The 25280-nt window shown below is 63.2% G+C and carries 27 protein-coding genes and 1 pseudogene; 16 read left to right on the top strand and 12 right to left on the bottom strand.

What is annotated here, in order from left to right; all coding sequences use genetic code 11:
- Positions 1-168 precede the first annotated feature (168 nt).
- Both B5520_RS06895 and metE read left to right on the top strand, forming a co-directional pair.
- Positions 169-1134, top strand: a complete 966-nt coding sequence (locus tag B5520_RS06895; RefSeq protein ID WP_079596307.1) for a methylenetetrahydrofolate reductase — start codon at positions 169-171, stop codon at positions 1132-1134.
- Between the two features lie 64 nt (positions 1135-1198).
- Positions 1199-3532, top strand: coding sequence for a 5-methyltetrahydropteroyltriglutamate--homocysteine S-methyltransferase (metE, locus tag B5520_RS06890; protein WP_079596306.1), 2334 nt, complete (start codon positions 1199-1201; stop codon positions 3530-3532).
- Positions 3533-3678: 146 nt separating this feature from the next.
- Here metE and B5520_RS06885 read toward each other — a convergent pair whose 3' ends face one another.
- A complete protein-coding gene (locus tag B5520_RS06885) occupies positions 3679-4185 on the bottom strand; it encodes a DUF2004 domain-containing protein (protein WP_079596305.1) in 507 nt (168 codons plus the stop codon).
- A gap of 45 nt (positions 4186-4230) precedes the next feature.
- Positions 4231-5148 (bottom strand): LysR family transcriptional regulator, encoded by a 918-nt coding sequence (locus tag B5520_RS06880; protein ID WP_079596422.1) that lies wholly within the window; start codon positions 5146-5148, stop codon positions 4231-4233.
- A 95-nt stretch (positions 5149-5243) separates the two neighbouring features.
- On the opposite strand from B5520_RS06880, the gene B5520_RS06875 reads away from it, so the two are divergent.
- From B5520_RS06875 to B5520_RS23005, 10 genes are all read left to right on the top strand, one after another.
- The gene (locus B5520_RS06875; protein WP_079596304.1) at positions 5244-6656 is read left to right on the top strand and encodes an NAD(P)/FAD-dependent oxidoreductase; all 1413 of its coding nucleotides are present in this window, start codon (positions 5244-5246) and stop codon (positions 6654-6656) included.
- Positions 6653-7384 carry a DUF1365 domain-containing protein gene (locus B5520_RS06870; RefSeq protein ID WP_079596303.1) on the top strand — a complete coding sequence of 244 codons (732 nt, stop codon included), beginning with the start codon at positions 6653-6655 and terminating at the stop codon, positions 7382-7384. The genes B5520_RS06875 and B5520_RS06870 overlap by 4 nt, the downstream gene beginning before the upstream one ends.
- Positions 7381-8742: a class I SAM-dependent methyltransferase gene (locus B5520_RS06865; RefSeq protein WP_079596302.1), complete on the top strand. Its 1362-nt coding sequence runs from the start codon at positions 7381-7383 to the stop codon at positions 8740-8742. Before B5520_RS06870 ends, B5520_RS06865 begins: the two co-directional genes overlap by 4 nt.
- A 346-nt stretch (positions 8743-9088) precedes the next feature.
- Positions 9089-9334 (top strand): glutaredoxin-like protein NrdH, encoded by a 246-nt coding sequence (gene nrdH, locus B5520_RS06860; protein ID WP_066276552.1) that lies wholly within the window; start codon positions 9089-9091, stop codon positions 9332-9334.
- A 116-nt stretch (positions 9335-9450) separates the two neighbouring features.
- A complete protein-coding gene (gene nrdI / locus B5520_RS06855; protein ID WP_079596301.1) occupies positions 9451-9921 on the top strand; it encodes a class Ib ribonucleoside-diphosphate reductase assembly flavoprotein NrdI in 471 nt (156 codons plus the stop codon).
- Between the two features lie 20 nt (positions 9922-9941).
- Positions 9942-12062 carry a class 1b ribonucleoside-diphosphate reductase subunit alpha gene (nrdE, locus tag B5520_RS06850; protein ID WP_079596300.1) on the top strand — a complete coding sequence of 707 codons (2121 nt, stop codon included), beginning with the start codon at positions 9942-9944 and terminating at the stop codon, positions 12060-12062.
- Positions 12063-12158: 96 nt separating this feature from the next.
- Positions 12159-13133, top strand: a complete 975-nt coding sequence (nrdF, locus tag B5520_RS06845; RefSeq protein WP_050054849.1) for a class 1b ribonucleoside-diphosphate reductase subunit beta — start codon at positions 12159-12161, stop codon at positions 13131-13133.
- 363 nt (positions 13134-13496) lie between these two features.
- Positions 13497-13727 (top strand): DUF2188 domain-containing protein, encoded by a 231-nt coding sequence (locus B5520_RS23230; RefSeq protein ID WP_079596299.1) that lies wholly within the window; start codon positions 13497-13499, stop codon positions 13725-13727.
- 1450 nt (positions 13728-15177) lie between these two features.
- Positions 15178-16188, top strand: a complete 1011-nt coding sequence (locus tag B5520_RS06835) for an alpha/beta fold hydrolase (RefSeq protein WP_079596298.1) — start codon at positions 15178-15180, stop codon at positions 16186-16188.
- 329 nt (positions 16189-16517) lie between these two features.
- Entirely contained in the window at positions 16518-16871 is a 354-nt protein-coding gene (locus B5520_RS23005; protein WP_254865494.1) for a hypothetical protein, read from the top strand.
- Between the two features lie 5 nt (positions 16872-16876).
- On the opposite strand, the gene B5520_RS06825 is transcribed toward B5520_RS23005, so the two are convergent.
- A complete protein-coding gene (locus B5520_RS06825) occupies positions 16877-17857 on the bottom strand; it encodes an SDR family oxidoreductase (protein ID WP_254865493.1) in 981 nt (326 codons plus the stop codon).
- Between the two features lie 17 nt (positions 17858-17874).
- On the opposite strand from B5520_RS06825, the gene B5520_RS06820 reads away from it, so the two are divergent.
- Positions 17875-18351: a hypothetical protein gene (locus tag B5520_RS06820; RefSeq protein ID WP_079596297.1), complete on the top strand. Its 477-nt coding sequence runs from the start codon at positions 17875-17877 to the stop codon at positions 18349-18351.
- 29 nt (positions 18352-18380) lie between these two features.
- Here B5520_RS06820 and B5520_RS23225 read toward each other — a convergent pair.
- The 3 genes and pseudogenes from B5520_RS23225 to B5520_RS06805 form a co-directional block, all read right to left on the bottom strand.
- Positions 18381-18824, bottom strand: a pseudogene (locus B5520_RS23225) (hypothetical protein); the annotation flags it as partial.
- The gene (locus tag B5520_RS06810; RefSeq protein ID WP_079596295.1) at positions 18821-19420 is read right to left on the bottom strand and encodes a hypothetical protein; all 600 of its coding nucleotides are present in this window, start codon (positions 19418-19420) and stop codon (positions 18821-18823) included. The gene B5520_RS06810 and the pseudogene B5520_RS23225, both read right to left, overlap by 4 nt.
- Complete coding sequence (locus B5520_RS06805) at positions 19417-20199, bottom strand: DUF4386 domain-containing protein (protein WP_079596294.1); 783 nt, start codon at positions 20197-20199, stop codon at positions 19417-19419. Before B5520_RS06805 ends, B5520_RS06810 begins: the two co-directional genes overlap by 4 nt.
- Positions 20200-20287: 88 nt before the next feature.
- Here B5520_RS06805 and B5520_RS06800 point away from each other — a divergent pair, with 88 nt between their 5' ends.
- Positions 20288-20968, top strand: coding sequence for a TetR/AcrR family transcriptional regulator (locus tag B5520_RS06800; protein WP_079596293.1), 681 nt, complete (start codon positions 20288-20290; stop codon positions 20966-20968).
- A gap of 82 nt (positions 20969-21050) precedes the next feature.
- On the opposite strand, the gene B5520_RS06795 is transcribed toward B5520_RS06800, so the two are convergent.
- From B5520_RS06795 to B5520_RS22990, 6 genes are read right to left on the bottom strand one after another with little or no spacing between them, the layout of a single operon-like run.
- Positions 21051-21551: a hypothetical protein gene (locus tag B5520_RS06795; protein ID WP_079596292.1), complete on the bottom strand. Its 501-nt coding sequence runs from the start codon at positions 21549-21551 to the stop codon at positions 21051-21053.
- A 60-nt stretch (positions 21552-21611) separates the two neighbouring features.
- Positions 21612-21854: a DUF4386 family protein gene (locus tag B5520_RS22905; protein WP_217700314.1), complete on the bottom strand. Its 243-nt coding sequence runs from the start codon at positions 21852-21854 to the stop codon at positions 21612-21614.
- Positions 21851-22264 carry a DUF4386 domain-containing protein gene (locus B5520_RS22900; protein WP_217700313.1) on the bottom strand — a complete coding sequence of 138 codons (414 nt, stop codon included), beginning with the start codon at positions 22262-22264 and terminating at the stop codon, positions 21851-21853. Before B5520_RS22900 ends, B5520_RS22905 begins: the two co-directional genes overlap by 4 nt.
- Before the next feature lie 14 nt (positions 22265-22278).
- Positions 22279-22521 (bottom strand): zinc-binding dehydrogenase, encoded by a 243-nt coding sequence (locus B5520_RS23000; protein WP_254865492.1) that lies wholly within the window; start codon positions 22519-22521, stop codon positions 22279-22281.
- Positions 22497-22991 (bottom strand): NAD(P)-dependent alcohol dehydrogenase, encoded by a 495-nt coding sequence (locus tag B5520_RS22995; RefSeq protein ID WP_254865491.1) that lies wholly within the window; start codon positions 22989-22991, stop codon positions 22497-22499. Before B5520_RS22995 ends, B5520_RS23000 begins: the two co-directional genes overlap by 25 nt.
- Positions 22921-23118: an alcohol dehydrogenase catalytic domain-containing protein gene (locus tag B5520_RS22990; protein WP_254865507.1), complete on the bottom strand. Its 198-nt coding sequence runs from the start codon at positions 23116-23118 to the stop codon at positions 22921-22923. Before B5520_RS22990 ends, B5520_RS22995 begins: the two co-directional genes overlap by 71 nt.
- A 309-nt stretch (positions 23119-23427) precedes the next feature.
- On the opposite strand from B5520_RS22990, the gene B5520_RS06780 reads away from it, so the two are divergent.
- Complete coding sequence (locus tag B5520_RS06780; protein ID WP_079596291.1) at positions 23428-24114, top strand: TetR/AcrR family transcriptional regulator; 687 nt, start codon at positions 23428-23430, stop codon at positions 24112-24114.
- Positions 24115-24392: 278 nt separating this feature from the next.
- Positions 24393-25265 carry a DUF4389 domain-containing protein gene (locus tag B5520_RS06775; protein WP_368483718.1) on the top strand — a complete coding sequence of 291 codons (873 nt, stop codon included), beginning with the start codon at positions 24393-24395 and terminating at the stop codon, positions 25263-25265.
- Positions 25266-25280 lie beyond the last annotated feature (15 nt).

Below are 25280 nucleotides of genomic sequence, written 5' to 3'. Positions count from 1 at the left end.
GCCCCCATGTGGGCCTGACATTTGCTCACGGATAACTCCATTACAGGCGTAACAGTCGCGGCTGCGTTCCTGTGGAGTTTTTTCGTGTTCCCCAAACTCAATTCATTGCCGACCCGCCGTCACATCTGCTGACAGCTGGCCCTCAATGGCCCAAAGCCAAGGACGCAAATGTCACCACCAAGCCTTATTGACGCACACCCGAATCTTACCGACGCCGCTCCCGTGGCGCTTTCCTACGAGCTGTTCCCGCCGCGTTCAGCGGCTGCCGCTGAAACGCTCTGGACCACTATCCGGGAACTGGAGACCACCGCACCGGACTACGTCTCCGTCACGTACGGGGCCAGCGGCTCCAATCGGGACACCGCCGTGGAACTGATCCACCGGCTCCTGCTGGAAACAACCCTCCGCCCGATCGCCCACCTGACCTGCGTGGGCAACACGCCGCAGGAACTGGCGGGGATCATCGGCGAACTGCTGGACATCGGTGCGCGCGGCATCCTTGCCCTTCGCGGTGACCAGCCCAAGGACGGCGGCCAGCCGGCAGAAGGGTCACTCCGTTACGCCCAGGACCTGATCGAGCTTATTCGCCGGGTTGAACAGCGGAGGTCGGCCCTGCTGTGCGCCGGAAAAATCGCCGTGGGCGTAGCAGCCTACCCCTCACGGCACCCGGAGTCGCCGAGCGAGGAACACGACATCGAAGTGCTGCTTGCCAAGCAGCGTTCCGGTGCTGACTTCGCCATCACCCAGGTCTTCTTCGACGCTGAGCAGTACGTAAGCCTTCTGACCCGGGCCCGCCGGGCCGGGGTCACCATCCCCATCATCCCGGGCGTTATGCCGTTGACCAGCCTCCGCCGGGTCACCCGGCTGGGCGAACTGGCGGGCGTGGAGCCGTCTCCGGATCTGCTGGAGCGGCTTGCTGCTGCCGATAACGACATCGAACGCCTCCGGATCGGCGTCCGCGCCACTGTCGACCTTGCTAATGCGGCACTGGATGCGGGAGCCCCCGGCATCCACCTCTACACCTTCAATGAGCACCAGAGCGCGCTCGAGGTGCTGGACAAGCTAGCCCTTCCGCGGCACCAGCGGGCAGCCAGCCGCCACAGCGTTGCGGCGCGCCCGCAGCTCGCCAGCTGATTATCCCTCAGCACAGCACAGCACAGCCTTCAGACATCACAGCTCCCACCTTTAGGAATCTGCCATGACTTCACAGAACACTCCCTTCCCCTCCGCCTCACTCCTGGGCTACCCCCGGATCGGCCGCCGCCGCGAACTCAAGAAGGCCGTCGAGGCCTACTGGGCCGGCAAGATCGACGCCGCCGCACTGGATGCAGCCGCGAAGGACATCCAGCTGACCATCGCCAAGCGCCTGCAGGAACTCGGCCTGACCGAAGCCGCAGCCGTCCCGGGCACCTTCTCCTACTATGACCAGGTTCTGGACACCACCGCCCACCTCGGCGCCGTGCCGGCCCGCTTCGGCAAGCTCCTCAATGAAGAGGGACAGCTGGACATCGACGGCTACTTCAACCTGGCCCGCGGCAACAAGGAACAGCAGCCGCTGGAGATGACCAAGTGGTTTGACACCAACTACCACTACCTGGTGCCCGAGATCGGCCCGGAAACCAGCTTCACCCTCGCCTCCACTGCCAAGGTTGACGAGTTCGCCTTCGCCCTGGCCAACGGCATCGAAACCCGCCCGTACATCGTGGGCCCGGTCACCTACCTGCTGCTCTCCAAGGCCTCCGACGACGCCCCGGCCGGTTTCGCTCCGCTGTCCCGCCTCGAGGACATCCTGCCCGTCTACGTCCAGCTGCTCGAAAAGCTGGCCGCTGCCGGTGCCAGCTGGGTCCAGCTCGACGAGCCCGCCCTCGTGGTGGACCAGGACACCCCCGCCGCCGAAATCGAAGCAGCCGTCGCCCGTGCCTACGAGGTCCTCACCGCCGCTGCCAACCGCCCGCAGATCCTCGTCTCCACCCCGTACGGCGCCCTCGACGGCCAGCTCGGCACCCTCGCCGCCACCAACATCGACGCCCTGCACATCGATGTCTTCAAGGGCGCGGTTCCGTCCGCGGCCGCCCTTGCTGGCCTGGGCAACAAGACCCTGGTTGCCGGTGTGGTTGACGGCCACAACATCTGGCGCAACGACCTCGCCGTATCAGCTGCGAAGCTGGACGCCCTGAAGGCCGCCGCGGGGAAGCTCACCGTCAGCACCTCCACCTCCACCCAGCACGTCCCGCACGATGTTGCCGAGGAAACCCAGCTCTCAGAGCAGCTCCGCAGCTGGCTGGCCTTCTCGGATCAGAAGGCCGTCGAGGTCAAGACCCTCGCGTCCTACCTGGCTGACCCGGCATCCGCCAAGGCAGCCATCGACGAAGCCTCCGCTGTGATCGCATCCCGCGCCACCGCCGACGGCGTCCGCCGCGAGGACGTCCGCGCCCGCACCGAAGCCCTCACCGCCGCCGACTTCAGCCGCTCTGAGTACTCGGTCCGTGAAGCCGCCCAGGAAGAAGCGCTGCACCTGCCGCCGCTGCCCACAACCACCATCGGCTCCTTCCCGCAGACCTCCGAAATCCGCTCGGCCCGTGCCCGCAACAACAAGGGTGACCTGACCGACGAGCAGTACGAAAAGCTCATGAAGGACGAGATCAAGCGCGTCGTCGACCTGCAGGAGGAGCTCGGCTACGACGTCCTGGTCCACGGCGAGCCCGAGCGCAACGACATGGTCCAGTACTTCGCCGAGAACCTGGAAGGCTTCGACGTCACGGTCCACGGCTGGGTCCAGTCCTACGGCTCCCGCTGCACCCGCCCCTCCATCCTGTGGGGCGACGTCACCCGCAGCGCCCCCATCACTGTTGCGTGGGCCGAGTACGCACAGTCGCTGACCAGCAAGCCGATGAAGGGCATGCTCACCGGTCCGGTCACCATCCTGGCCTGGTCCTTTGTCCGCGACGACCAGCCGCTGGGCGAGACCGCCAACCAGGTTGGCCTTGCGCTGCGCGACGAGATTGCCGACCTCGAGGCCGCCGGCATCAAGGTCATCCAGGTGGACGAGCCCGCCCTGCGCGAACTCCTCCCGCTGCGCGAGGCAGACCACGCGGACTACCTGAAGTGGTCCGTGGACTCCTTCCGCCTGGCAACCGCCGGTGCCGCCGACGCCACCCAGATCCACACCCACCTCTGCTACTCCGAGTTCGGCGTGATCATCGACGCGATCGACGGCCTGGACGCCGACGTGACCTCCATCGAAGCTGCACGCTCGCGCATGGAGGTTGTCCACGACCTCGAGTCCCACGGCTTCGGCCGCGGTGTTGGTCCCGGTGTTTACGACATCCACTCGCCGCGTGTTCCCGGCGAAGCCGAGGTCACTGAACTCCTGGCCACCGCCGTCAAGCACGTCCCGTCCCGCCAGCTCTGGGTCAACCCGGACTGTGGCCTGAAGACCCGCGGCTACGTCGAGACCGAAGAGTCCCTGCGCAACCTGGTCAAGGCAACCCAGGCGGTCCGCGCGGAGCTGCTGGAAGCAGCAGCGCAGTAAGACAACAGTAAGGGTTTCGACAAGCTCAACCACCGACGACGGCGGCCGGTCACTGAGAGGTGACCGGCCGCCGTCGCTTTGTGCTCGGTGGTTGAGCCTGTCGAAACCCCGTCAGGTTTCGACAGGCTCAACCACCGTTTGCAAATTCAGGATTCCCAGACAATCTCGTCGTCCACCACGCCGTCCTCGTCCGCGGAGGCCACCAGGACTTCATCGGTGAAGTGCTGGCCGAGCGTAAAATCCATCACGAAGTAACGTTCCGGCTGGCCCGGGTAGATCCCCACGTGTCCCAGCTTCAGTGCCTTGAGGAACACATCCTTGGTCAGCTGGCTGCGGTTCTCCACGCCGAAGACCTTGTGCAGGTGCTCATCCTTGAGGGCGTTGCAATGGAACTGCAGGTATTCCTGCGGGCTGGTGCCTTCCTGGTCCAGCTCCTCGGCGATCATGTCCCGGACCTCGTCCACCAGTTCGGGCAGGAACCGCAGGCGGTAGTCCACCTTGCGCAGTGCGGCTTCGTCAAAGTGGTCGTGGGCGGTGATGTTCAGGTCGAGTTCCAGTGGATGGCCGCGCAGCTCATGTTTGGCGGCGATCAGGTGATCCCTGCCGTGATTGAGCTCAATCTCGCCAAAGTGCTGGCTCGCTACCTTGTTCATATTCTCAACATAGACCCGAACAGCGGTGCATTCCAGCGTTCAGGCCTAATTCACTGAGGTGCGCATTCCGGCGAGCGTCTCTGCCAGCAGGTCGACAAACAGCTGCACCCGCGCGGTTTTCCGGTCATTGATCAGCAGCGCGAAAACGTTCCGGGCCAGCCGGATTTCGGGAACGTCCAGCACCACCACACCCGCCGGCTTGTTCCGCAGTGCCAGCTCGGGAACCAGCGCCGCCCCCAGTCCTGCGGCTGCCATCTCCAGGCTGGCGTGGAAGTCGTCGCTGTGCGCCACCACGCGTGGATGAAGGTTGCAGCCAGCGAAGAGCCGTTCAATGACCATGGCGTCGCTTGTGCCTGGGTGGTGCATGATCCAGGGCATCTCGGAGAGATGGTCTGCCGCCACCTTCGCGTCCGGACGGAAGCCCCAGCCGGCGGGCAGCACCACCCGGAAATCGTCGTCGCCGATCCATTGCCTGTTGATGGTGGCGGGCCAGGCCACACCGGTCTGCCCCACCTGGAAGACCACGGCGAGGTCCAGTTCACCGCCGGCGCGCAGCCCCTGGATGGTCTGGCCCGGCTCGGCCACGGACACCTTGAGGTCGATGCCCAGGTTCTTCCATGCGGGTTTCTTCAGGATCCGCGGCAGGACGTACGTGGCCAGGCTGGGGAAGATGCCGAGCCGGAGTTCCTGGCTGGCGCTGTCCTGGGTTTTGGCGGCGGCAGCCATCAGCGCCTCGATGTCCGTCAGCACCTTGGCTGCGTGCCGGGTCATCACGACGGCGGCCTCCGTGGGGACCACGCTCCGCGCCGAGCGCTGGAACAGGACGACGCCGGTGTCGCGTTCCAGGGCGGACATCTGTTGGGAGACGGCAGAGGCCGTATAGCCCAACGTTGACGCGGCGGCCGCGAAGGAGCCCAGCCGCGTGACCTCCATCAGGGTCTTCAGGTGTACCGGATTTACCACCAGCCCACAGTACTGCACCCATCCGCGCCATCCCCGGCTTCGAATTGCCCTCTGTATATCCAACCATTGGCAAATGTTCAGCAGAGGAGCATGAATTGTCACCAGACCCAGCAGCAGGTGGAGGCGGAAGGCGGCGCGTGGCCGTCATCGGCAGCGGCGTGGCCGGACTGACCGCCGCCTACGTCCTTAACAGGCAGGACGACGTCACGCTCTTCGAAGCGGATTCCCGGCTGGGCGGCCATGCCCACACCCACGACATGCCACAACCTGACGGCACGATCCTTGGCGTGGACACCGGGTTCATTGTGCACAACGAGCGGACCTACCCCACACTGCTGCGGCTGTTCGCCGAGCTCGGCGTCGAAACCCAGGACTCGGAGATGAGCATGTCCATCCGCTGCGACGGCTGCGGGCTGGAGTATGCCGGCGCGCGTGACGGTGCCCGCGGAATCTTCGCCCGCCCGTCCAGCCTGCTGCGGGGCCGGTACCTGCTGATGCTGCTGGAGATCACGCGCTTTTACCGCAAGGCACGCATGCTGCTGAACACCGCTCCTGCCGCCGCCGTCAGCGGCGAAGCCGACATTCCGGAACTGACCCTCGGCGAGTTCCTGGCCCGCGAAAACTTCAGCCCGTACTTCGTCTCCCACTTCATGACCCCGGTGGTCAGCGCCGTCTGGTCCTGCGACCCCACTACGGCGCTGGCCTACCCGGCACGGTATCTCTTCACGTTCCTCCGCCACCACGGAATGCTTGGCGTCAAGGGCTCTCCGCAATGGCGTACCGTCACCGGCGGTTCCGGCCGGTACGTGGAAAAGCTGGCCGCCACCCTGACTGACGTCCGGCTCAACACCCCTGTCACCGCCATCCGGCGCCTGCCCGACGGCGTGGAACTCGCAACGGACCGTGGGCTGGAAGACTTCGACGCCGTCGTGGTTGCCACGCACCCGGCCCAGGCACTCGGCTTCCTGGCCGACGCCACGCCTGGCGAAAAAGTGGCATTGGGCGGGATGCCCTACTCCGTCAACCACACCGTGTTCCACCAGGATCCTGCTGTGTTGCCCTCCGCCGACAACGCGAGGGCGTCCTGGAACTACCGGCTCCCGTCCTGCGGGGCCAGGCCGGACAAGGTCCTGGTCACTTACGACCTCACCCGCCTGCAGCGGCTTGAACCCGGGGACGGCCGCCCCTACCTGGTGAGCCTGGGGGAGTCGGAACTGATTGCCGGGGACGCCGTGCTGGAACGCATGGTCTACGAGCACCCGCAGTACACCCCGGAATCACTGCAGGCGCAGCAGGCAATTACGGCGCTCAGTGACAGCCGCATTGCCTATGCCGGCGCATACCTGGGCTGGGGCTTCCACGAGGACGGTGCGCTCTCCGGCGTCCGGGCCGCCGAAAAGCTGGGCCGGCACTGGGTTCCCGTGCTGCCCGCTTCCGTTACGGCCGCCGGGCCTGCAGCGTCGGATGACGGCGGCCGGAAACTTGCTGCAGCGGGCGAACCTGCATGACCACCGGCTCAGCCATCTACCGCACCTCCATTTCCCACGTGCGGCACAGCCCGCTGAAGAATGCTTTCACCTACCGCAGCTACAGTTGGCTGGTTGACGTTGACCGGCTTCCCCGGTTGCCGTTCCTGCTCCGGCCGCTGGCCGTGTTCCGCGCGGGAGACCACCTGGGGAATCCGGACGCCACCATCCGCTCGAACGTGGAGCGGTACCTGCGGACGCAGGGGATAGAGCCCGACGGCGGCGCCATCCACATGCTGGCCAGCGCCAGGGTGTTCGGCCACGTCTTCAACCCGCTGACCCTGTTCTGGTGCTACCGGTCCAGCGGCGAGCTGGAATGCGTGGTGGCGGAAGTCCACAACACCTACGGCGAACGCCACTGCTACCTGCTGCGGACTGATCCTGCGGGCCGGGCCTCCGTCCCCAAGGCCTTCTACGTCTCACCCTTCAATGACGTGGACGGCCAGTACCGCATGAAGCTGCCCGCTCCGGATGACCGCCTGGCTGTGTCGATTGTGCTTGAGCGGGAAGGCCACCGGCCATTCGTCGCCACCATGGACGGCCGCCGGCACCCGGCCAGCGTTCGCAACATTCTCGCCGCGGCGGTCGCCGTACCGGCCGCGCCGCTTCTCGTATCCGCACTCATCCGGGTGCAAGGCATCAGACTCTGGGCACGCCGGCTGCCCGTCGTCGCCCGACCACTTCACCCCTCACAGGAGGCAGTTCAATGACACTGATAGACGATAACGGGGCTGCAGCTGCGCTCGGGGACAAACCCGTGCGGCACACTCCCGCAGCGTGGACCGCTGCAGGTGTGCCGGCGTCGCCCGCCACCATCGACGGCGAGGTGTGGCCCGGTGTGGCCCAGCCGCCGTCGGGCGCCAAAGCGGCCGTGGCCGGAAAGGCCGCCGGACTCCTCTTCAAAGGCGCCGTTAAGCGCCTGCCCCTGCGCGTCGCATATCCGGATGGATCCGTCCTGGGCATCGGCGGGGAGGACGCGCCGGTGATGACCATGCATCGTCCGGAGGCGTTCGAAGCCCGGATCGGCGCCTACGGCCTGATCGGCCTGGGTGAGTCCTTTATGGCAGGGGACTGGGAAGCCGATGACCTGGCGGGTGTCCTGGAGGTGTTCGCCGCTTCCGTTGGCACCCTGATTCCGGCGCCGCTGCAGACGCTGCGGTCCCTCTACCTGCCGCGCACGCCCCGGCAGGAGCGCAACGCGGAGCAGAACACCCGGAGCAACATCTCGCGGCACTACGACCTCTCCAACGATCTGTTCTCCAGCTTCCTGGATGAAACCATGAGCTATTCATCAGCGCTGTTCCCGCTCCAGGCGGGTCCGCTGTCCTCGGTGGGATGGGACGCGCTGGCGGGAGCACAGGCGGCCAAGATTGACAGGCTGCTGGACAAAGCGGGGGTGGGCGCCGGAACGCGGCTGCTGGAAATCGGCACCGGATGGGGTGAGCTGGCCCTGCGGGCAGCGGCCCGCGGGGCCACCGTTTACAGCGTCACCCTGTCCAGCGAGCAACAGGCGCTGGCCCAGGACCGGATTGCGGCCGCCGGTTACTCGGACCGGGTCACGGTTGCCCTGCAGGACTACCGGGCTGTGGAAGGGGAGTTCGACGCTGTCGTCTCGGTGGAAATGATTGAGGCGGTGGGCTACGAATACTGGCCCATTTACTTCCAGACCATCGACCGCGTCCTCGCGCCGGGCGGCAGGGTGGCCATCCAGGCGATCACCATGCCGCACGGCCGGATGCTCGCCACGCGCAACGCCTACACCTGGGTGCACAAATACATCTTCCCGGGCGGATTCCTGCCGTCCGTCCGCGCCATCGAAGGCGTGACGCAGCAGCACACCACGCTGAGGGTGCGGGAGCGGATGGGCATGGGGGACCACTATGCCGCCACCCTCCGGCTGTGGGAGGAACGGTTCCTGGAGGCTTCCCGCGACGTGGGCGAACTGGGCTTCGACGCCGTCTTCCAGCGGATGTGGCTGTTCTATCTCTGCTACTCCAGGGCAGGATTCCAGTCCGGTTACCTGGACGTGCAGCAGATCGTGCTGGACCGCCGGGAGGCGCAGCTCTAACTTCCGTGCGTTTGGTCACCAGGAGGGGTTCCGAAGGTTACTTCGGGGCCCCTTTGTGGTGTGTTTACGCAGGTCACCACCAGGACCGACACGCCGTCTTTTCCACGACACGCTGGGCGTTAAATGTGGCTAAGTACTCCACAGCATGTGGATTCCGTCCGCGAAATCGCCGGGATTCCGGACATTTTGACGGCCCCTGCCTGTGGATTAAAGGTGCATTAAATGACATACTTGTAATACATCATCTTGGGGTTCCTAAGAGGCGTCTGCACTAGATGTAGTATCTAGATACAGCTTGGGCGGGAACACCGGACGAGCAAGTTTTCCAGAAAAGGGGACAGGAACCATGACCGTAACGGTTTACACGAAGCCTGCTTGTGTTCAGTGCAACGCCACCTACCGCGCGCTCGACAAGAAGGGCATCACCTACCAGAGCGTTGACATCTCCCAGGACGCCGAGGCCCTCGAGCGCCTGAAGTCGCTGGGCTACATGCAGGCGCCCGTTGTGGTCACCGACCAGGACCACTGGTCAGGTTTCCGTCCGGACAAGATCGAAGAACTGGCGCTTTCCGCCGTTTCCTCCGTGGCCTAAGGGGCACGTTTTTCCTGCCGGCAACCAGCAACCAGCAACCAGCTGAGGTGACTCCCATGGCAGCACCAACAGCACAGCAGAACCACACGGCTCGACAAATTCACGCGGCTCAGCGCGTGGAGGTGTCCCCGCCGGCACCGCAGCAAGATGCCGCAGGACAAGTCACCACCGGCAGCCAGCTCATCTACTTTTCCTCGGCATCCGAGAATACCAGCCGCTTCGTGTCGAAGCTTGGCCGCGATTCTGCCCGGATTCCGTTGTACTCCAGGGATGCACCCCTCCTCGCCACCCGGCCTTTTGTGCTGGTGTTGCCCACCTACGGCGGCACCGGGGGAGAGGGCTCCGTTCCCAAGCAGGTCATCCGGTTCCTGAACAACCCGCAGAACAGGCAGCTGCTCCGCGGGGTCATCGGCGGCGGCAACACAAACTTCGGGGACAACTACTGCCTGGCGGGGGACATCATCGCCGCCAAGTGCGGAGTGCCGCACCTCTACCGCTTCGAATTAATGGGCACGCCAGACGACGTGTCCCGTGTAAACAATGGATTGGACACGTTTTGGACACGACTGTCGCAGACACGGAAGTAACCAGGGCCCAAAAGCCTGAGATGCCGGCCGCCTACAAGGGCCTGGGCTATCACGAGCTGAACGCAATGCTGAACCTGTACGGCCCCAACGGCGAGATCCAGTTTGAGGCTGACCGCGAGGCTGCGCACCAGTACTTCCTGCAGCACGTTAACAACAACACCGTGTTCTTCCATGACCTGGAAGAGAAGCTCGAGTACCTGGTCAAGAACGACTACTACGAGCGCGAAACGCTGGACCAGTACACGATGAACTTCATCCGTGACCTGTTCAACCGTGCGTACAAAAAGAAGTTCCGCTTCGAGACCTTCCTGGGCGCGTTCAAGTTCTACACCTCCTACACGCTGAAGACCTTCGACGGCAAGCGTTTCCTGGAGCGCTACGAGGACCGCGTCTGCATGGTTGCCCTGCACCTGGCGCGCGGCAACGAGCAGCTCGCCCTGCAGATGGTGGACGAGATCATCGAGGGCCGTTTCCAGCCGGCCACACCCACGTTCCTCAACGCGGGCAAGAAGCAGCGCGGTGAGCTGGTCTCCTGCTTCCTGCTGCGCATCGAAGACAACATGGAGTCGATCGGCCGTTCCATCAACTCCGCGCTGCAGCTGTCCAAGCGCGGCGGCGGCGTGGCTTTCGCCCTGACGAACATCCGTGAGGTGGGCGCGCCCATCAAGCAGATCGAGAACCAGTCCTCCGGCGTCATCCCCGTGATGAAGCTGCTCGAAGACAGCTTCTCCTACGCCAACCAGCTCGGCGCCCGCCAGGGTGCCGGCGCGGTGTACCTGCACGCGCACCACCCGGACATCTACCGCTTCCTGGACACCAAGCGCGAGAACGCTGACGAGAAGATCCGCATCAAGACCCTCTCGCTGGGTGTTGTCATCCCGGACATCACGTTCGAGCTGGCCAAGAAGGACGAGGACATGTACCTGTTCTCGCCGTACGACGTCGAACGCGTCTACGGCATGCCCTTCTCGGACGTCTCGGTCACCGAGAAGTACTACGAGATGGTGGACGATTCCCGGATCAAGAAGACCAAGATCAAGGCGCGCGAGTTCTTCCAGACCCTCGCCGAGATCCAGTTCGAATCCGGCTACCCGTACATCATGTTCGAGGACACGGTGAACCGGGCCAACCCGATCGACGGCAAGATCATCATGTCCAACCTGTGCTCCGAGATCCTCCAGGTCTCCCAGCCCACCACGTACAACGATGATCTGTCCTACGACGAGACCGGCAAGGACATCTCCTGCAACCTGGGCTCGCTGAACATTGCGAAGACCATGGATTCGCCGGACTTCGGCCTGACCATCGAGACGGCTATCCGTTCCCTCTCGGCAGTGTCCGACATGTCCAACATCACCTCGGTGCCGTCCATCGCCAAGGGCAACGACCAGAGCCACGCCATCGGCCTGGGTCAGATGAACCTGCACGGCTACCTTGCCCGCGAGCGGGTCCACTACGGCTCCGAAGAGGGCCTGGACTTCACCAACATGTACTTCTACTCGGTGGTGTACCACGCCATCCGGGCCTCCAACCTGCTGTCCATCGAGACGGGCCAGACCTTCGGCGGCTTCGAGAAGTCCAAGTACGCCTCGGGTGAGTTCTTCGACAAGTACACGGAGCAGGAGTGGGTGCCGCAGACCGAGAAGGTCCGCGAGCTGTTCAAGAACGTGCACATCCCCACGCAGGAGGACTGGCGCGCGCTGAAGGCTTCCGTCATGGAGCACGGCATCTACAACCAGAACCTGCAGGCGGTACCGCCGACGGGCTCGATCTCCTACATCAACAACTCCACCTCCTCGATCCACCCGGTGGCGTCCAAGATTGAAATCCGCAAGGAAGGCAAGATCGGCCGCGTCTACTACCCGGCGCCGTACCTCACCAACGACAACCTGGAGTACTACCAGGACGCGTACGAGATCGGCTACGAGAAGGTCATCGACACCTACGCCGCTGCCACCCAGCACGTGGACCAGGGCCTGTCCCTGACGCTGTTCTTCAAGGACACCGCCACCACGCGCGACATCAACAAGGCCCAGATCTACGCCTGGAAGAAGGGCATCAAGACCATCTACTACATCCGTCTCCGCCAGCTCGCGCTGGAAGGGACTGAGGTGGAGGGCTGCGTCAGCTGCATGCTTTAGTTGCACCTTCAATAACTTGTGAAGTACGACGGCGGGCGCCCGCCCGCCGTCGTACGCTTTAACTTAGAGAAACCCACCCAACGTTTAGGGGATGACATGACCGAGAAGGTCAAGCTGCTGAGCCACGTCGAGGCCATTAACTGGAACCGCATCCAGGACGACAAGGACGTGGAGGTCTGGAACCGGCTCGTCAACAACTTCTGGCTGCCGGAGAAGGTGCCGCTGTCCAACGACGTCCAGTCATGGAACACCCTGACGCCCGCTGAGCAGCAGCTCACCATGCGCGTATTCACCGGCCTGACCCTGCTGGACACCATCCAGGGCACCGTCGGCGCAGTTTCGCTCATCCCGGATGCGCTGACCCCTCACGAAGAGGCCGTGTACACGAACATCGCGTTTATGGAGTCGGTGCACGCAAAGAGCTACTCCTCCATCTTCTCCACGCTGGCCTCTACCAAGGAGATCGACGAGGCGTTCCGCTGGTCCACTGAGAACTCGAACCTTCAGAAGAAGGCGCAGATTGTCATGGACTACTACCAGGGCGACGACCCCCTGAAGCGCAAGGTCGCTTCCACCCTGCTGGAAAGCTTCCTGTTCTACTCCGGCTTCTACCTGCCCATGTACTGGTCCTCACGCGCCAAGCTTACGAACACTGCTGACCTGATCCGCCTGATCATCCGCGATGAGGCTGTACACGGCTACTACATCGGCTACAAGTTCCAGAAGGGCCTGGAAGGGCTCTCCGAGGAACGCAAGCAGGAAATCAAGGACTACACGTTCGAACTGCTCTTCGAGCTGTACGAAAACGAAGTCCAGTACACGCACGATCTTTACGACGGCGTCGGCCTGGCCGAGGACGTCAAGAAGTTCCTGCATTACAACGCCAACAAGGCGCTGATGAACCTCGGCTACGAGGCAATGTTCCCGTCCTCCGTTACTGACGTGAACCCTGCCATCCTCTCGGCGCTGTCCCCGAACGCTGACGAGAACCACGACTTCTTCTCCGGGTCCGGTTCCTCTTACGTCATCGGCAAGGCAGTCAACACGGAAGATGAGGACTGGGACTTCTAAGTCACTACTCGTCGAGAAGAAGTGTCCCGACGGGGTCTCGTCGGGACACTTCCTTTTAACGTCCGTGTGAGATTCCACGCTGCTTGGGCCGGGTCCCGTTCAGTTGACCGAGTGTTCAAGTTAGTTGAGCCAGCTTGATTGTGAGATCGCAACCTAGTTCGCGGTTACGTGCTGATTGATGGCGAAGACTGACCTAGCTGGCGATCGGGAGCGCCATTCCAACCCAGATATACATTTTTAAACTTCGTTGACCACGCTTTACGGTGGATGACCCGGTAATCAGACACCGTTCCATCCCGTCAGGCTCGATGCGAGAACTTTTTCCTCCCTTAGTTCCACCTCAAGAACCAGGAGCTGAATGACATGGCCGACTACAGCGTGACTAAGGGTGATAGCGGAAAGTGGCAGGCAAAGCGCGATGGGGCTTCAAGGGCCTCGTCTGATCACTCAACACAGGCTGGGGCCGCGCAGGTGGCCGAGAGCTACTCGGGTAACAGCGGGGGTGGCGAGGTAAGGACCAGTGGAACCGACGGAAAGATGCAAGCCAAGGACACTGTGAAGCCCGGAAAAGATCCCCGAAATATCAAAGGCTGACCCCGGTTGGCGTGAGATACCGCGGAGTTTGGGCATTTTCTAAATTAGTGTCGGGTAGTTCGCTGGGGTGCATCTTCCCCCACATCACCGCCGTGAACCAGCTGGTCGAGACACTCCGGGAGCCGCAGCCTCCAGCCCGTCGGGGGGCCATACGCCGCGCCTCTTCATGCGGCTCGGAGGCCCCGATCCTGAGCATTTTGCCTGCTCCCTGGTTGATGAACCCACGAGACCAAGGGCTCGGGGATGCTGTGGGTGGAATACGACGACGATTCGGCCGCTTTGCAGTGCGAACCGCTCGCCTCGGTGGGACTGACGCCTTCTGATCCACCACCCGGGAAGGACAGCCCTCAGGGCCCCCAGCCCGGCAGTCCGGGGAAGTTCGGGCCAATCGTCGTTTCGAAGCTTTTCGCGACGTCCGCGAGGTCCTCACCCGCGGGCAGGACGACGCCTAACTCGTTGCTACAAAGCCGCTAGGTTCAGCGTTGAAGGCCGGAACCCTCACTTCTTTGACCACCTTGGATACTCGCCGGGCCAGATGCCGGAGATAGGCAGACACCATGTCATTGGGGGACGCGGCGGAGCCGCTTGGACGCATTCAGGACTTCCGGGTGAACTCCCGGTACTAGACCGGGGCTGAGAACCAGCGTTCCGAGCCGTCCAACAGCCTGTGAAGCGACAGGAAACCTGGGGGACCGCCCTCATCCTCGCAGCGGCTCTGTGTTCCTGCGCGAAGGCGGTGAGCGCAAGCCCGCGATGTCCACCGGAAGACTGCGTCGCTGCTGGACGAAGAGAATACAGCCGCGGGCGGAGCCAATTGCCCAGAGGGCTCTGGACAATTGGCTTCGTGGCACAATCGCGGAGCACGTGCTGCGCAAGCTCCTGCGGCGGGGTCAGCTGTCAGATTGGCATTCAAGATTGCTCAACCCGCATGTACTGAAACTGCCTTCCATACCTTATTCTGACGCTCTCGCCAGTGCTGATTGACGCCAGGTTGGGGTGTAGTTCAACCCAGCCGATGTGCACGACTTTCAGGCGAAATCGTCACCGGAAATGCGAATCCCATCCGAATCACCACCTCATTCACTACATGTAGTGATGTCGTGTCACCACACGCATCCGTAGCTTGGGAAGTGTCCCCGGCACCCAGAAAGCTTCGCTGGCTTCTCTGGAAGCTTGGGATTGGAATCACACTTAGTGGTTCCAATTATTCGATCCCGAGGTGAAAGATCATGACTCGTGAAGAGGCTTACGCAAGGTGCTCCTCAGACTCATACGTTGAGTTCTACAGCGGCCAATGGCTTATCGTGCCATTCGCACCCGTCCAGCAACCATACTTCTTCATTTGCTTACCGGGGGTGCCCCGAGTCTTAACGGGCGCTTGGGATCGAAATAGCCGCTGAAATCAACCAATGTCGGGTATTGGCCCGGCTCTTGTACAAGGAGCAGCAAAATGAGTTCTCTAACAGACCATACAAGACGTCGTTGGCCATTCCGTCGCACGCGCAAAATTCTTGGTGTTGTCGCTATCACTGCGCTTGGCCTAACTTTCGCATCCACAGGGGCTAACGCGTTCCTGGAACAGCAGGAGAGGTCGAGCACTGCCCAGTACGGTGAACTAGTGGAGGTCGCGGGAGGCTCACTGAACGTCGTTCGCGCTGGCACTGAAGGTGGACAACCTCTGGTCCTGCTCAGCGGCCTGGGGACGATAGCTCCCGGGCTGGACTTCGCCCCTCTGATTAGGGAACTCGCGGCTTACGACGTCATCGTCGTCGAGCGCTTCGGGTACGGCTACAGCGACATGAGTGCACCAGATCGGACCGTGGAGAATATCAGCGCTGAGCTCCACGAGGCCCTTTCCTCACTCGACATCGGAAAGCCATACGTTCTGGCTGGACATTCGATCGCCGGCTTCTACACACTCGACTATGCCAACCGGTACCCGGGCGAAGTATCCGCCGTTATCGGTATCGACCCTAGCGTGCCCGCCACCCAATCCGCGGCTGGCGGCGGAATCAACATCATCGGGATACTGTCCACAGTTGGCCTTGTCAGAACCGTGGTCTCGCTCGCTCCCGACGAGGTGGTCCCGAAAAGCGACGACTTCACCACAACCGAATTGGAACGCATGCGCCAAATGACAATGTGGGACTACGGCAACGCGGCAGTCGCCGACGAAAGCAACCGAGTCGCCAGCAATGCAGCAGCACTCCAAGGAGTGACCTACCCGGAGAACATACCCGTACTTCACTTCCTTGCCAGTGACAGCATTGCCAAGTTTCCCGACTGGCTCGAGTCGCACAAGAACCAGCTTACGAACGTCAACCGCCACGAAATCGTCGAACTCCAGGGCCCGCATAACCTGCAATGGACACAGTCAACGGCCATGGCCAAGAAGATCACACACTTCCTTCGGGACATTGATGGAAACGGCCAGCCGGAGGACAAGGAACAGTCCTTTTAGCCGGAGTTAGTGATAGTCAAGGCAGAGAACATTACAACAGGCGGACCTCGCACTGCTCGGACCGCCCTAACCATGAGGACGAATATGAGTGCAGAGCTTGCCCAGGGCATCGACCGTTTCACCGTGACACAGAAACTCACCCTGATGGTGAACCGTTACGAAATCCGCTCCGTGTCCGGAGACGGGCAACCTGGGCACTTGCTCGCCGTCGCCCAGCAGAAGCGGGCGGCTTTCAAGGAACAGGTGACCTTCTATCAGGACGAGTCAAGGAGCCTACCGCTTTTTCCTTCAAGGCCCGGCAACGCCTCGACCTCGGCGCCACATACGACGTGCTGGACGCCAACGGACAATTGCTCGGCAGCTTCCGGAAAGACTTTGGCAAGTCCCTGCTGCGGTCGACCTGGCACCTCGAGGCATCCGGACTCAAAGTCACCGGGCGTGAACGTAGCCTCGGGGTCGCCATCGGCCGGCGCATATGGGAAGCGACACCCCTTGGAGATGCGATCCCTTCGCCCTTCCGCTTCCACTTCGACTTTGTCGACTCGAACGGAGAAGTGGTCATGACATCAGAACGGGGACGGTCCCTGCGCGACCGCTACCTCATCGGGCTTCCAGGCGCACGACTCGACGGTCGGGTTGCGGCGGCGATGGCAGTCGCGCTGGATGCTCTCCAGTCCCGATAGAGCCGTCAAAACGATGGGAAGACGCTATGCCGCCCCCAGCGGGCATGTGGTTTCACCGGGCCGGGAGATTTGGTCGGCTGAAGCTTCGAGGGGGAGGTTGTCGCCTTACGGAGGCCAATTGGTCTTAGCATGCCGGTCATTTCGGCGCTGATATTCCATAGCTGTGCCGCAGTTGCCTGGTCGTAGCTGGCGTTGGAGGATCGGCGGGGCCCGCGCCGGGCGAAGAACCGCCCGCTGACGTCCGTGAGGCCAGGAGCGGAGGCCAGATGGATTGTGGTTCTAGCGCCTTGGTCTGCTGTGAGCATGAAGGGCCGCAGTAGCGGGACGAGCAGCCGCTGGGCACGTCCGGGGTCCTCAGCACCAAACCCCGTGCTCACCAATCCCGGGTGGAGGGCATTGACTGTCACTGGGGTGCCTTGCAGCCTTCTGGCCAGTTCGTAGGTGAACAGCAGGTTCGCGAGTTTGGACTGGTTGTAAGCCGTGGCCCCGGAATAGGAGTGCGCGCCCTGAAGGTCATCAAAGTTGATGCGCCCCATGGCCTCCGCATTGGAGGACACGGTGATCACCCGTGCTTTCCCACTGAGGTGCAGCCGCTCCAGGAGCAGGTTGGTGAGGAGGAACGGTGCGAGATGGTTCAGGGCCAGGGTGTGCTCGATTCCGTCTGCTGTCGTGTGGCGGGTGTTCCAGTACCCTCCGGCGTTGTTGATCAGGACATCGATGCGGGGGAGGACGGTAAGTAGCTCATCTGCAAGTCGGCGTACCTGGGCTTGGGAGGACAGGTCGGCGGTGAAGGCGTCCACTTTTCCGCCGGCTGCTTCACGGATCGCTTCGGCGGCCTCTTTAGTACGTTGTGGGTCTCGGCCGACGATTACGACGTGGGCTCCCATCAGGGCCAGTCCATGGGCGGTGGCCTTACCGATGCCTCCGGTGGCGCCTGTGACGACCACTGTTGTGCCCTCCATTGACCTGATGCTGTTGCGTTTCATGATCGTGCTCTTTCCGGATGGGGATGGCTGGGGTCGGTGTAGCTGAGGAGTGTTTCTGCGATGGCCTGGTCCAGGGGAGTGGCTGCGGCACCGAGCCTTGTGGTGATTTTGCTGCTGTCGACGATGAAGGGTTCTTCGAACTGGTACTGCATTTCGAGCAGTTCCCGAACGACCTGGTTGGTAATGGCCAGGGCGTGCAGGAGGAGCGGCGGGACGGTGCGGATCCTGGTGCGTGGCTGTCCGGCCTGACGGTAGATGGTATCGACCAGTTCCTGGGTGCTGCGGGTTTGGGGGTCGTTGGGCAGGTGCCAGATTTCGCCGGGTGCGTCCGGGTGTTCGCCCAGGACGGCGAGGCCTTCACCGATGTCCGGAGTGTAGGTATACGTGTGGGGTTGGTGCCGGTCACCCAGGACGGTGCTGGTTTTCCCGGCCAGGGCTGCGGGGAAGACCCGGTCACCGAGGTTCGATTGTGCCCGCTGCGCGGACCGAAGTAATCCGAAGCGCGGCCGATCGTAACTTCTACACGCCCTGCCTGGTGGGCGCCCAGGAGTTCGTCAGCCATGTCGGCGCGTAGGCGTCCCTTCTTGGTGTGGGCATTGTTGGGTCTGTCCTCGGTCAGGGGGCGTCCCGCGGGACGCCCGTACATGTAGACGTTTTCCATGCTGACCAGCCGGGCGCCTGTGGCTTCAGCGGCCGCCAGCACCCCGGCCTGCAGAGCGGGGAAACGCGCGTTCCACTGGTGGTAGGGCGGGTTCATCGTCTGATAGACGATCGCGGCACCCCGGGCTGCGCGGGCAGCGAAGACCGGGTCGGCGGCGTCACCGGCCACAACTTCGACGTCGTTGGGTACCTGGGCTATGCCGGAGCGGTTGATCATGCGGACGGTGCGGCCGCGGCGGCGGAGGGCATCGAGGGTGGCCAGTCCGATGGCGCCGGTGCCGAAGATGACGTGCAGGCCGGTATTCATGAGTGAACCTTTGCCGTGCTCGGGATAATCGTGGGCTGCTTGGACGCTGCGACCGGCAGCAGCCGGTTCAGGAGGAGGCCGGTGATGGCGGTGACGAGGACGGCGCCACTGGCGCCGAACACGATGAACTGCTGATCAACGGCGATTCCGGCCAGGGTTGTTAAGGTCCAGCCGAGGCTCCACAGTGCAGGCATGGCAGCTGCCCAGACCCAGCGGCGCCGGCCCAATCGCCGGGGCAGGGCAAGTGCCTGGGCGACGCCTAGGACCAGCCCGTTGAGCGCTCCCATCAGGACGAGGTCAGGAAGTGCGGTGCGGTAGCCTACGGCCGCGGAGCCCAAGGCCACCCCGGTGCTCATGCCCAGGATGGTCGCCAGGATCCAGGTGACTGGCCGGACCCTGTGGCTGCTGGTCAGTGCCTGCCCGGTGCCGATGACGAGTCCGGCGATGGCCCCGCCGATGGCCGCGGAGAGCGGGTCGTCGATGCGGCCGGTGATGATGGTGCCGGCATATCCTCCCACCGGCAGGGCCAGGAAACTCGTCGTCCATAACAGCCAGGCCCGGATAGTGATTGCCCGCGGAGTCTTCGTGTGGGTCATGGTGTCAGTTCCTTAGGCAATGCTGTGAGGGCAGTGTGGATGTGCGAGGTAGGAGCGGGACTTGAAGCCCGTGATCGCTTGAGCAGGATGCTGATGCCGAGCACGGCGATCCAGAGGCCCCAGCCGGTGCTCCCGATCAGACCGGCGAGGTCCCAGACAGGGAATCCGGGCACAGCGGTGGCAAGGATGTCGCCCTGATTGAGCAGGTAGATGCTGCTGGTGGCGAGGCCGGCGGCGCCGACCCAGCGGGGAAGAATGCCACTGCGCAGGATCACGATGCTGACAGCGGCGGACCAGCCGATCACCAGCAGTTGGCCCAGGTGCTCGCCCAGCAGCGCGCCGCCGAACTGGTGCTGTGCTGTCCAGGCGGCGGACACCGCAGCCCGCGTTTGCCCGTCACCTGTCGCGTAGCTGCTTGCCAGTGCCGGGACAACGAACACCCAGCGCAGGAACCCGATGAGGGACAGGAGCACAGAGGCAGCACCGGCATAAGTGGCAACCTTTACAACGGGATTCCCCTGCAGGCCGAGTGCAGCCGGCAAAAGCAGGACCGGGATGGTCAGGAGCCCGTAGGTCCACGCCGCGGCGAACCAGGCCCAAATGAGGGCGGGTCCGCTGGCGGTAAAGGCAGGCAGCACCACCTCGGCCGGCTCCCGGAGCACGTCCGGCCAATCGAACATCGCCGACAGGGCCGTGGCCGCTGCCGCGAACGCCAGGGCACTGAGGGCAAAGAGCCCTCCCGTGACAATCCGGATCTTTAAACCTGGGGTGGCGCTCATGCCGTGCCTGCCATTTCTGTACAGCGTACAAAATTGTACGGTGTACAAATAGTGTACGCTGTACAGAAGAAAGTCAAGAGAGGAATTAATGACCACGCAGGTACGCAGTTCCCGGCCAGGTCCCCGCCGCACCTTGACGGAGGACGAGATCATGGGCGCCGCTCTCGAGCTCCTGGATGAAGGGGGTGTAAGCGCGGCATCCGTGCGGGGGATCGCGGCCCGGGTCGGGGTCGCGCCGAACGCCGTCTATACGTATTTCCCCGACAAGGCGGCCGTGGTGAAGGCCATTGTTGAGCACCTCCTGGGCCAGGTGGACCTGGCGGTATTTTCGGACCGCAACGTGCCGTGGCGCCAGCGGATTGAATCCCTGGCGTTGGAACTCAGGGAGCGGCTCACCGCCCATCCGGGAGCGGTGAATCTGATGATCGGCGGACCCATGGACGGGCCGCGGGCCCTTGCCCTGAACGAGCACCTGATGGAAACGCTTCGGGATTCCGGGCTGGACGCTGAGGAGGCCGCGAAAGCCTCGTATCTGCTGATCGTCTACGTCTTTGGCTCGATAGCACTGGAGACGGCAGAGCTTGGTGGCAGGCCCGGGGGAAGTTCGGAAGGCGAAAGGATTGCCTCCCGCCTGGAGGGGTTTTCGGCGATACCGGCCGGCACTTTCCCGCTGTCCGCCGCAGCAGCAAGGATCATGGCCGGGTACGTCTCGACCCAGCAATACGCGTGGGGACTGCACAAAGTGCTCGACGGAATCACCAGAACCTAAGCGCCAGGGCTGCGTAAAGAGGGAGGGCTGTCCATGCAGGTCCGCCGGCAGCGATGCCACCATCGGATACAAAGGAACTTACCTAGGCGGTTCGTCCCCAGCTTTCCCCGGGAATCTTTACGTAGCGCTTCCACACGTAGTCCCACGGGGTCACAGCCAGGATGGCGACAACGAAGAGGATCGTGAAGAGCATGTCGGCGGTGGCGGTGTCCATGTCATTGGCTATGAGGTGGGGCAGGGCCACGACCCCCAGCCAAAACACTTTCCAGATCACCTCGAACAAGAGGATCGGCAGCATCCCGATGGGGTACCTGAGGCCCAGAAGTGCCAGCAGAGACATCGCCGTCAGGATGCAGACGATGGCCCCGTCCATCACGGGCATGGAAGCGGCCTGCAGCAAAAGCGGCCATTTGACGATGATGAGTCCTGCCGCCATCAGCAGGTAGCCGCCCCGCATCAGGTTCAAGCGGACGGCAGGCAACCCAGCATCATGGGGCGGGTCCCTTTGCGCCTTCCTGTCTCCGGTGGTATCGGCGGTCAGCACTGACGGGACGCTCGTGGAGGGGCTGTGGTCCTGTTGCATGATGGGCTTCCTTGGAGGATGGGTTGGTCGTCCTGCAGGTTGCTCCAGCAGGGCGATTGTTCACCTGGGAGTGCTGAGCATTGGGGAAGGGATGGTGGGGACCCGGACCTGCCGGCCCCTGATGATCAGCCAGAAGCTGAGTGCGACCTCGCCGCCGGAGACGAACAGGGCGAAGCTGAATGGGAAATCAGGCACGAGGATGGCGGCGAAGGCGTCGGCGAGGTAACCAAGTCCGGCGACCATGAGCAGAACGCCGAAGATTTTCGCCATGAACCCGGAGGTGTAGGCCAGGTAACCGATCAACAGCAGGTGTAAGGCGAAGAGGCTGAGTCCGACTTAAGGAGCCGGCAGATCCCGACGAGGAAGACAGCCGAGTAGGCAAGCCTGAACCAGGCAGCGGTCATCGAGATGCTCCGGTTCACCGACGCGAACACGTCAAACAGCGCCGCGGCGACGATAACATCCAGAACGACGACGGCGGCCAGGCCGGCGATACCCGCCCTAAACAACGGCTCGGCAGCGGAAATGTCCGCAACTGTCTTTGCCGGGTCGCCGTCCGTGATGAGGCTTTCCAGGGCGCCGAAGTTGGCCAGGGCGGACAGGACTGCCATGAGCAGCAGGCCGGCTCCGGCGATCAGGCTCGGTGCGCGCAGGGATCGGGTGGGGTGGTTTCCGGTGGTATGCAAGGGGCTGTGCGGCACTGAAACGGTCATGGTGTGTTTCTCTCTTAGCTTTGTGGGGCGTGGATGGTGATGGCGATTTTTCCGCGGGCTTTGCCGGCGTCGAAGTAGCGCATGGCGTCCGGGACCTGCTCCAGGGTGTAGGTGCGGTCGATGACCGGTACAAGGGTGTCGGCTTCGATGAGTCCGCAAAGGTGCTCAAGGTCCGGTGCGTTTTCCTTGCCCATCACCATGGTCAGCCGCTGGCTGATGAAGGGGGACAGGATCAGGGCCCGGAGTTGCCGGTCCATGTGCCGGTCCAAGATCCTCCTTCCTCCCCGCCGGTGAGGACCGCCGTTCCCGTGGGAGTGAGGGCGTTGCGGAGCCGGGTGAGGGTTGGGTTTCCGGCAATGTCCAGGATCAGGTCGTAGTGTTCGCGGCCGTCGGCGAAATCCTGGCGCGTGTAGTCGATGACGTGGTCGGCGCCGAGAGAGCGGACGACGTCCATTTTGGCGGTGCTGCTCACGCCGGTGACGACGGCCCCGGCAGCCTTGGCCAGCTGCACGGCGTAGCTGCCGACCCCACCTGAGGCGCCAAGGACCAGGACCTTCTGCCCCGGCGTGATGGGGCCGGCGGCGCGAAGCGCCTGCAGGGCCGTGCTGGCCGAGACCGGGACGACCGACGCCTGTTCGAAGGTCAGATTGGCAGGTTTACGGGCGAGCTTGTTTTCGGGCGCGGCGGCGAACTCGGCAAAGGGACCTTTCCCGAAACCAAACCTCATCCCCGACGGAGAACCTGGTTACTGCCGCCCCGACTGCGGTAACGGTGCCCGCCAGGTCCAGTCCTGGGACGGGGTTTTTCGGCGCGCGCATGCCGTAGACCAGCCGCAACGCGTAAGGCAGGCCCATCGTCACGTGCCAGGTGCCCCGGTCCAGTCCCGCCGCGTGAACCCGGACCAGAACCTCCTTCCCCCCAATCGAGGGGCTGGGGACGTATGCGAGGTGCAGGACATCTGCTGACCCGTAGGCCTCCTGAACGATGGCCCGCATAGGAGTTTCTACTGGCGACGTTGCGCGTCCGGACGGACTTTCTGTGACGTTCTGACCGTGTGCGGTCATGGCCGCTCTCCTGGGACTGGTGGATTTAGAGCGCCATTTCGTACGCTGTACGGTCATGGTAGCGTACGTAGTACTAAACCGATACGGCTGGGAGCCATCATGTCAGTCAGCACGCAAAACCTGCCCCCGAAACGCATTCCACTGAGCCGGGAAAGGGTACTCAGATGCGCGCTTGACCTCGCCGATGAGTCGGGAATCGCGTCTTTGACCATCCGTTCCCTGGCGACCAGCATGGGAACCAGGCCGATGTCTCTCTATCACTACGTGGCGAACAAGGATGAGATCCTGGACGGCATCGTGGATATGGTCTTCGACGAAATCGAGCCGCCATCGCCAGCGGGGGAGTGGCGTGACCAGATGCACCGCCGGGCGCACGCGGTACGGAATGCGCTTAAGCGCCACCCCTGGGCGGTCGGGCTCCTGGAGACCCGGGCCTCCCCGGGGGCTGCGACTTTGCGCCATCACGAGGCGACCCTTGCCACCCTGCGGTCCGCTGGATTCTCCGTGCAGATGACGGCGCACGCGTATGCGCTGCTGGACAGCTATATCTATGGGGCCGCCCTGCAGGAAGCGGCACTGCCCTTCCACGGTCCGGACGCAGCATCCGAGGTCACTTCCTCGATCGTGAAGCTCTTTTCCGACGGGCAGTACCCCCGCCTGGTTGAGATGGCCACCGAACACGTCCTCAAACCCGGGTACGACTTCGGGGACGAGTTCGACTTCGGTCTTAACCTCATCCTCGAAGGGCTCGCGCGGTCGATTACCGCGCCGGAAGACGGGGCCTAGCAGCCGTCCGGCTGTCAGGGGGTAGCTCCTGGCCGATCACAAGAATGGCCAGCGCCGGAAATGTCTATCGTTTTCCGGACTAATGGGGACGGGAGCTATCGCCAATTCGTACTATGTACGGTATGGTGGGCGTACGCCGTACGAAACGTGCTGCCGACAACTGGGAGTCCGGGCGTCGGCTCCTGGCACGCCAGCCGTCGGCCCCAGGAAAGAAGATCGCCATGTCAACGTCAATGCCCGGCAATTCTCCCCGCGCGCCAGACTCACCAGTAGCAAAAATGCCCGCGCTGCCCATGGCCGTGCTCGTGGTGGGAGTCCTGCTCGGGCTCGCCGCGGTCGCTATGCTGTCGGCCTACCGGTCGCTTCCGCCGGAAGTGAACGGTCTCACGACGGCGCTGCTTGCCATCGGCGTCGCGCTGGTCTTGATCATCCTCGGGGCTGCAGGCCTGGGACGGGGGATCGCCCCCGGTGCCTCGCAGGAAGCCGACCGGATCGGAAACGAGCCGGCACAACTTACCGGGCATCTTGATCCCGGACTGTCACGATGGCTCTGGCTGGTCAAATGGGTCCTCGTTATTCCCCACTACATCATCCTGGCCCTGCTGTGGGTCGCATTCCTGGTTGTCACAGTGGCAGCAGGCTTTGCCATCCTGTTCACCGGCCGCTATCCGGCCTCGCTCTTCCAATTCACCGTCGGAGTCCTCCGCTGGAACTGGCGCGTGACGTTTTACGCCTACGGTGTCCTTGGCACCGACCGCTATCCGCCCTTCACCCTCGCCCGCAGCGATTACCCGGCGGAACTGGACGTTGCTTATCCCGCCAAGCTCTCCCACTGGAAGGTACTGTTCAAGTCCTGGCTGTTCGCCTTGCCGCAACTGCTCATCGTCGCCGCCCTCACCGGCAGCGCAGCCTCCTCCTCAACGGCGAGCCTCTCTCTGCTCAGCCTGCTGGTATGCATCGCCGCAGTCATCCTGCTCTTCACCGGTGTCTACCGTCTTGGGATCTTCGACCTGCTGATGGGCATCAACCGGTGGACCGTGCGGACCATCTCGTATGCGGCCTTGATGAGTGACAAGTACCCGCCCTTCCGGCTCGACCAAGGCCCGCTCGATCCTCCAACGAACCGTGCGGCGTCACCCACGCCTGCATAACGCAACCGCGGACGT

Origin of the sequence: Arthrobacter sp. P2b, from assembly GCF_900168295.1 — a bacterium.
In the GTDB taxonomy this organism is placed as follows: domain Bacteria; phylum Actinomycetota; class Actinomycetes; order Actinomycetales; family Micrococcaceae; genus Arthrobacter.
This window is presented reverse-complemented; position numbering and strand designations above follow the sequence as displayed.

Bases quoted from the DNA above. Each gene is read 5' to 3' on its own strand.
- B5520_RS06795 (WP_079596292.1), bottom strand. From the start codon at position 21,551: ATGCAACAGGACCACAGCCCCTCCACGAGCGTCCCGTCAGTGCTGACC.
- B5520_RS06865 (WP_079596302.1), top strand. From the start codon at position 7,381: ATGACACTGATAGACGATAACGGGGCTGCAGCTGCGCTCGGGGACAAA.
- B5520_RS06800 (WP_079596293.1), top strand. From the start codon at position 20,288: ATGACCACGCAGGTACGCAGTTCCCGGCCAGGTCCCCGCCGCACCTTG.
- B5520_RS22995 (WP_254865491.1), bottom strand. From the start codon at position 22,991: ATGAGGTTTGGTTTCGGGAAAGGTCCCTTTGCCGAGTTCGCCGCCGCG.
- B5520_RS06825 (WP_254865493.1), bottom strand. From the start codon at position 17,857: ATGAAACGCAACAGCATCAGGTCAATGGAGGGCACAACAGTGGTCGTC.
- B5520_RS23000 (WP_254865492.1), bottom strand. From the start codon at position 22,521: ATGGACCGGCAACTCCGGGCCCTGATCCTGTCCCCCTTCATCAGCCAG.
- B5520_RS06885 (WP_079596305.1), bottom strand. From the start codon at position 4,185: ATGAACAAGGTAGCGAGCCAGCACTTTGGCGAGATTGAGCTCAATCAC.
- B5520_RS23230 (WP_079596299.1), top strand. From the start codon at position 13,497: ATGGCCGACTACAGCGTGACTAAGGGTGATAGCGGAAAGTGGCAGGCA.
- B5520_RS06780 (WP_079596291.1), top strand. From the start codon at position 23,428: ATGTCAGTCAGCACGCAAAACCTGCCCCCGAAACGCATTCCACTGAGC.
- metE (WP_079596306.1), top strand. From the start codon at position 1,199: ATGACTTCACAGAACACTCCCTTCCCCTCCGCCTCACTCCTGGGCTAC.
- nrdF (WP_050054849.1), top strand. From the start codon at position 12,159: ATGACCGAGAAGGTCAAGCTGCTGAGCCACGTCGAGGCCATTAACTGG.
- nrdE (WP_079596300.1), top strand. From the start codon at position 9,942: ATGCCGGCCGCCTACAAGGGCCTGGGCTATCACGAGCTGAACGCAATG.
- B5520_RS06805 (WP_079596294.1), bottom strand. From the start codon at position 20,199: ATGAGCGCCACCCCAGGTTTAAAGATCCGGATTGTCACGGGAGGGCTC.
- B5520_RS06820 (WP_079596297.1), top strand. From the start codon at position 17,875: ATGGGGATGGCTGGGGTCGGTGTAGCTGAGGAGTGTTTCTGCGATGGC.
- B5520_RS06835 (WP_079596298.1), top strand. From the start codon at position 15,178: ATGAGTTCTCTAACAGACCATACAAGACGTCGTTGGCCATTCCGTCGC.
- B5520_RS22900 (WP_217700313.1), bottom strand. From the start codon at position 22,264: ATGACCGTTTCAGTGCCGCACAGCCCCTTGCATACCACCGGAAACCAC.
- B5520_RS06870 (WP_079596303.1), top strand. From the start codon at position 6,653: ATGACCACCGGCTCAGCCATCTACCGCACCTCCATTTCCCACGTGCGG.
- nrdH (WP_066276552.1), top strand. From the start codon at position 9,089: ATGACCGTAACGGTTTACACGAAGCCTGCTTGTGTTCAGTGCAACGCC.
- B5520_RS06775 (WP_368483718.1), top strand. From the start codon at position 24,393: ATGCCCGCGCTGCCCATGGCCGTGCTCGTGGTGGGAGTCCTGCTCGGG.
- B5520_RS06810 (WP_079596295.1), bottom strand. From the start codon at position 19,420: ATGACCCACACGAAGACTCCGCGGGCAATCACTATCCGGGCCTGGCTG.
- B5520_RS22990 (WP_254865507.1), bottom strand. From the start codon at position 23,118: ATGGGCCTGCCTTACGCGTTGCGGCTGGTCTACGGCATGCGCGCGCCG.
- B5520_RS06895 (WP_079596307.1), top strand. From the start codon at position 169: ATGTCACCACCAAGCCTTATTGACGCACACCCGAATCTTACCGACGCC.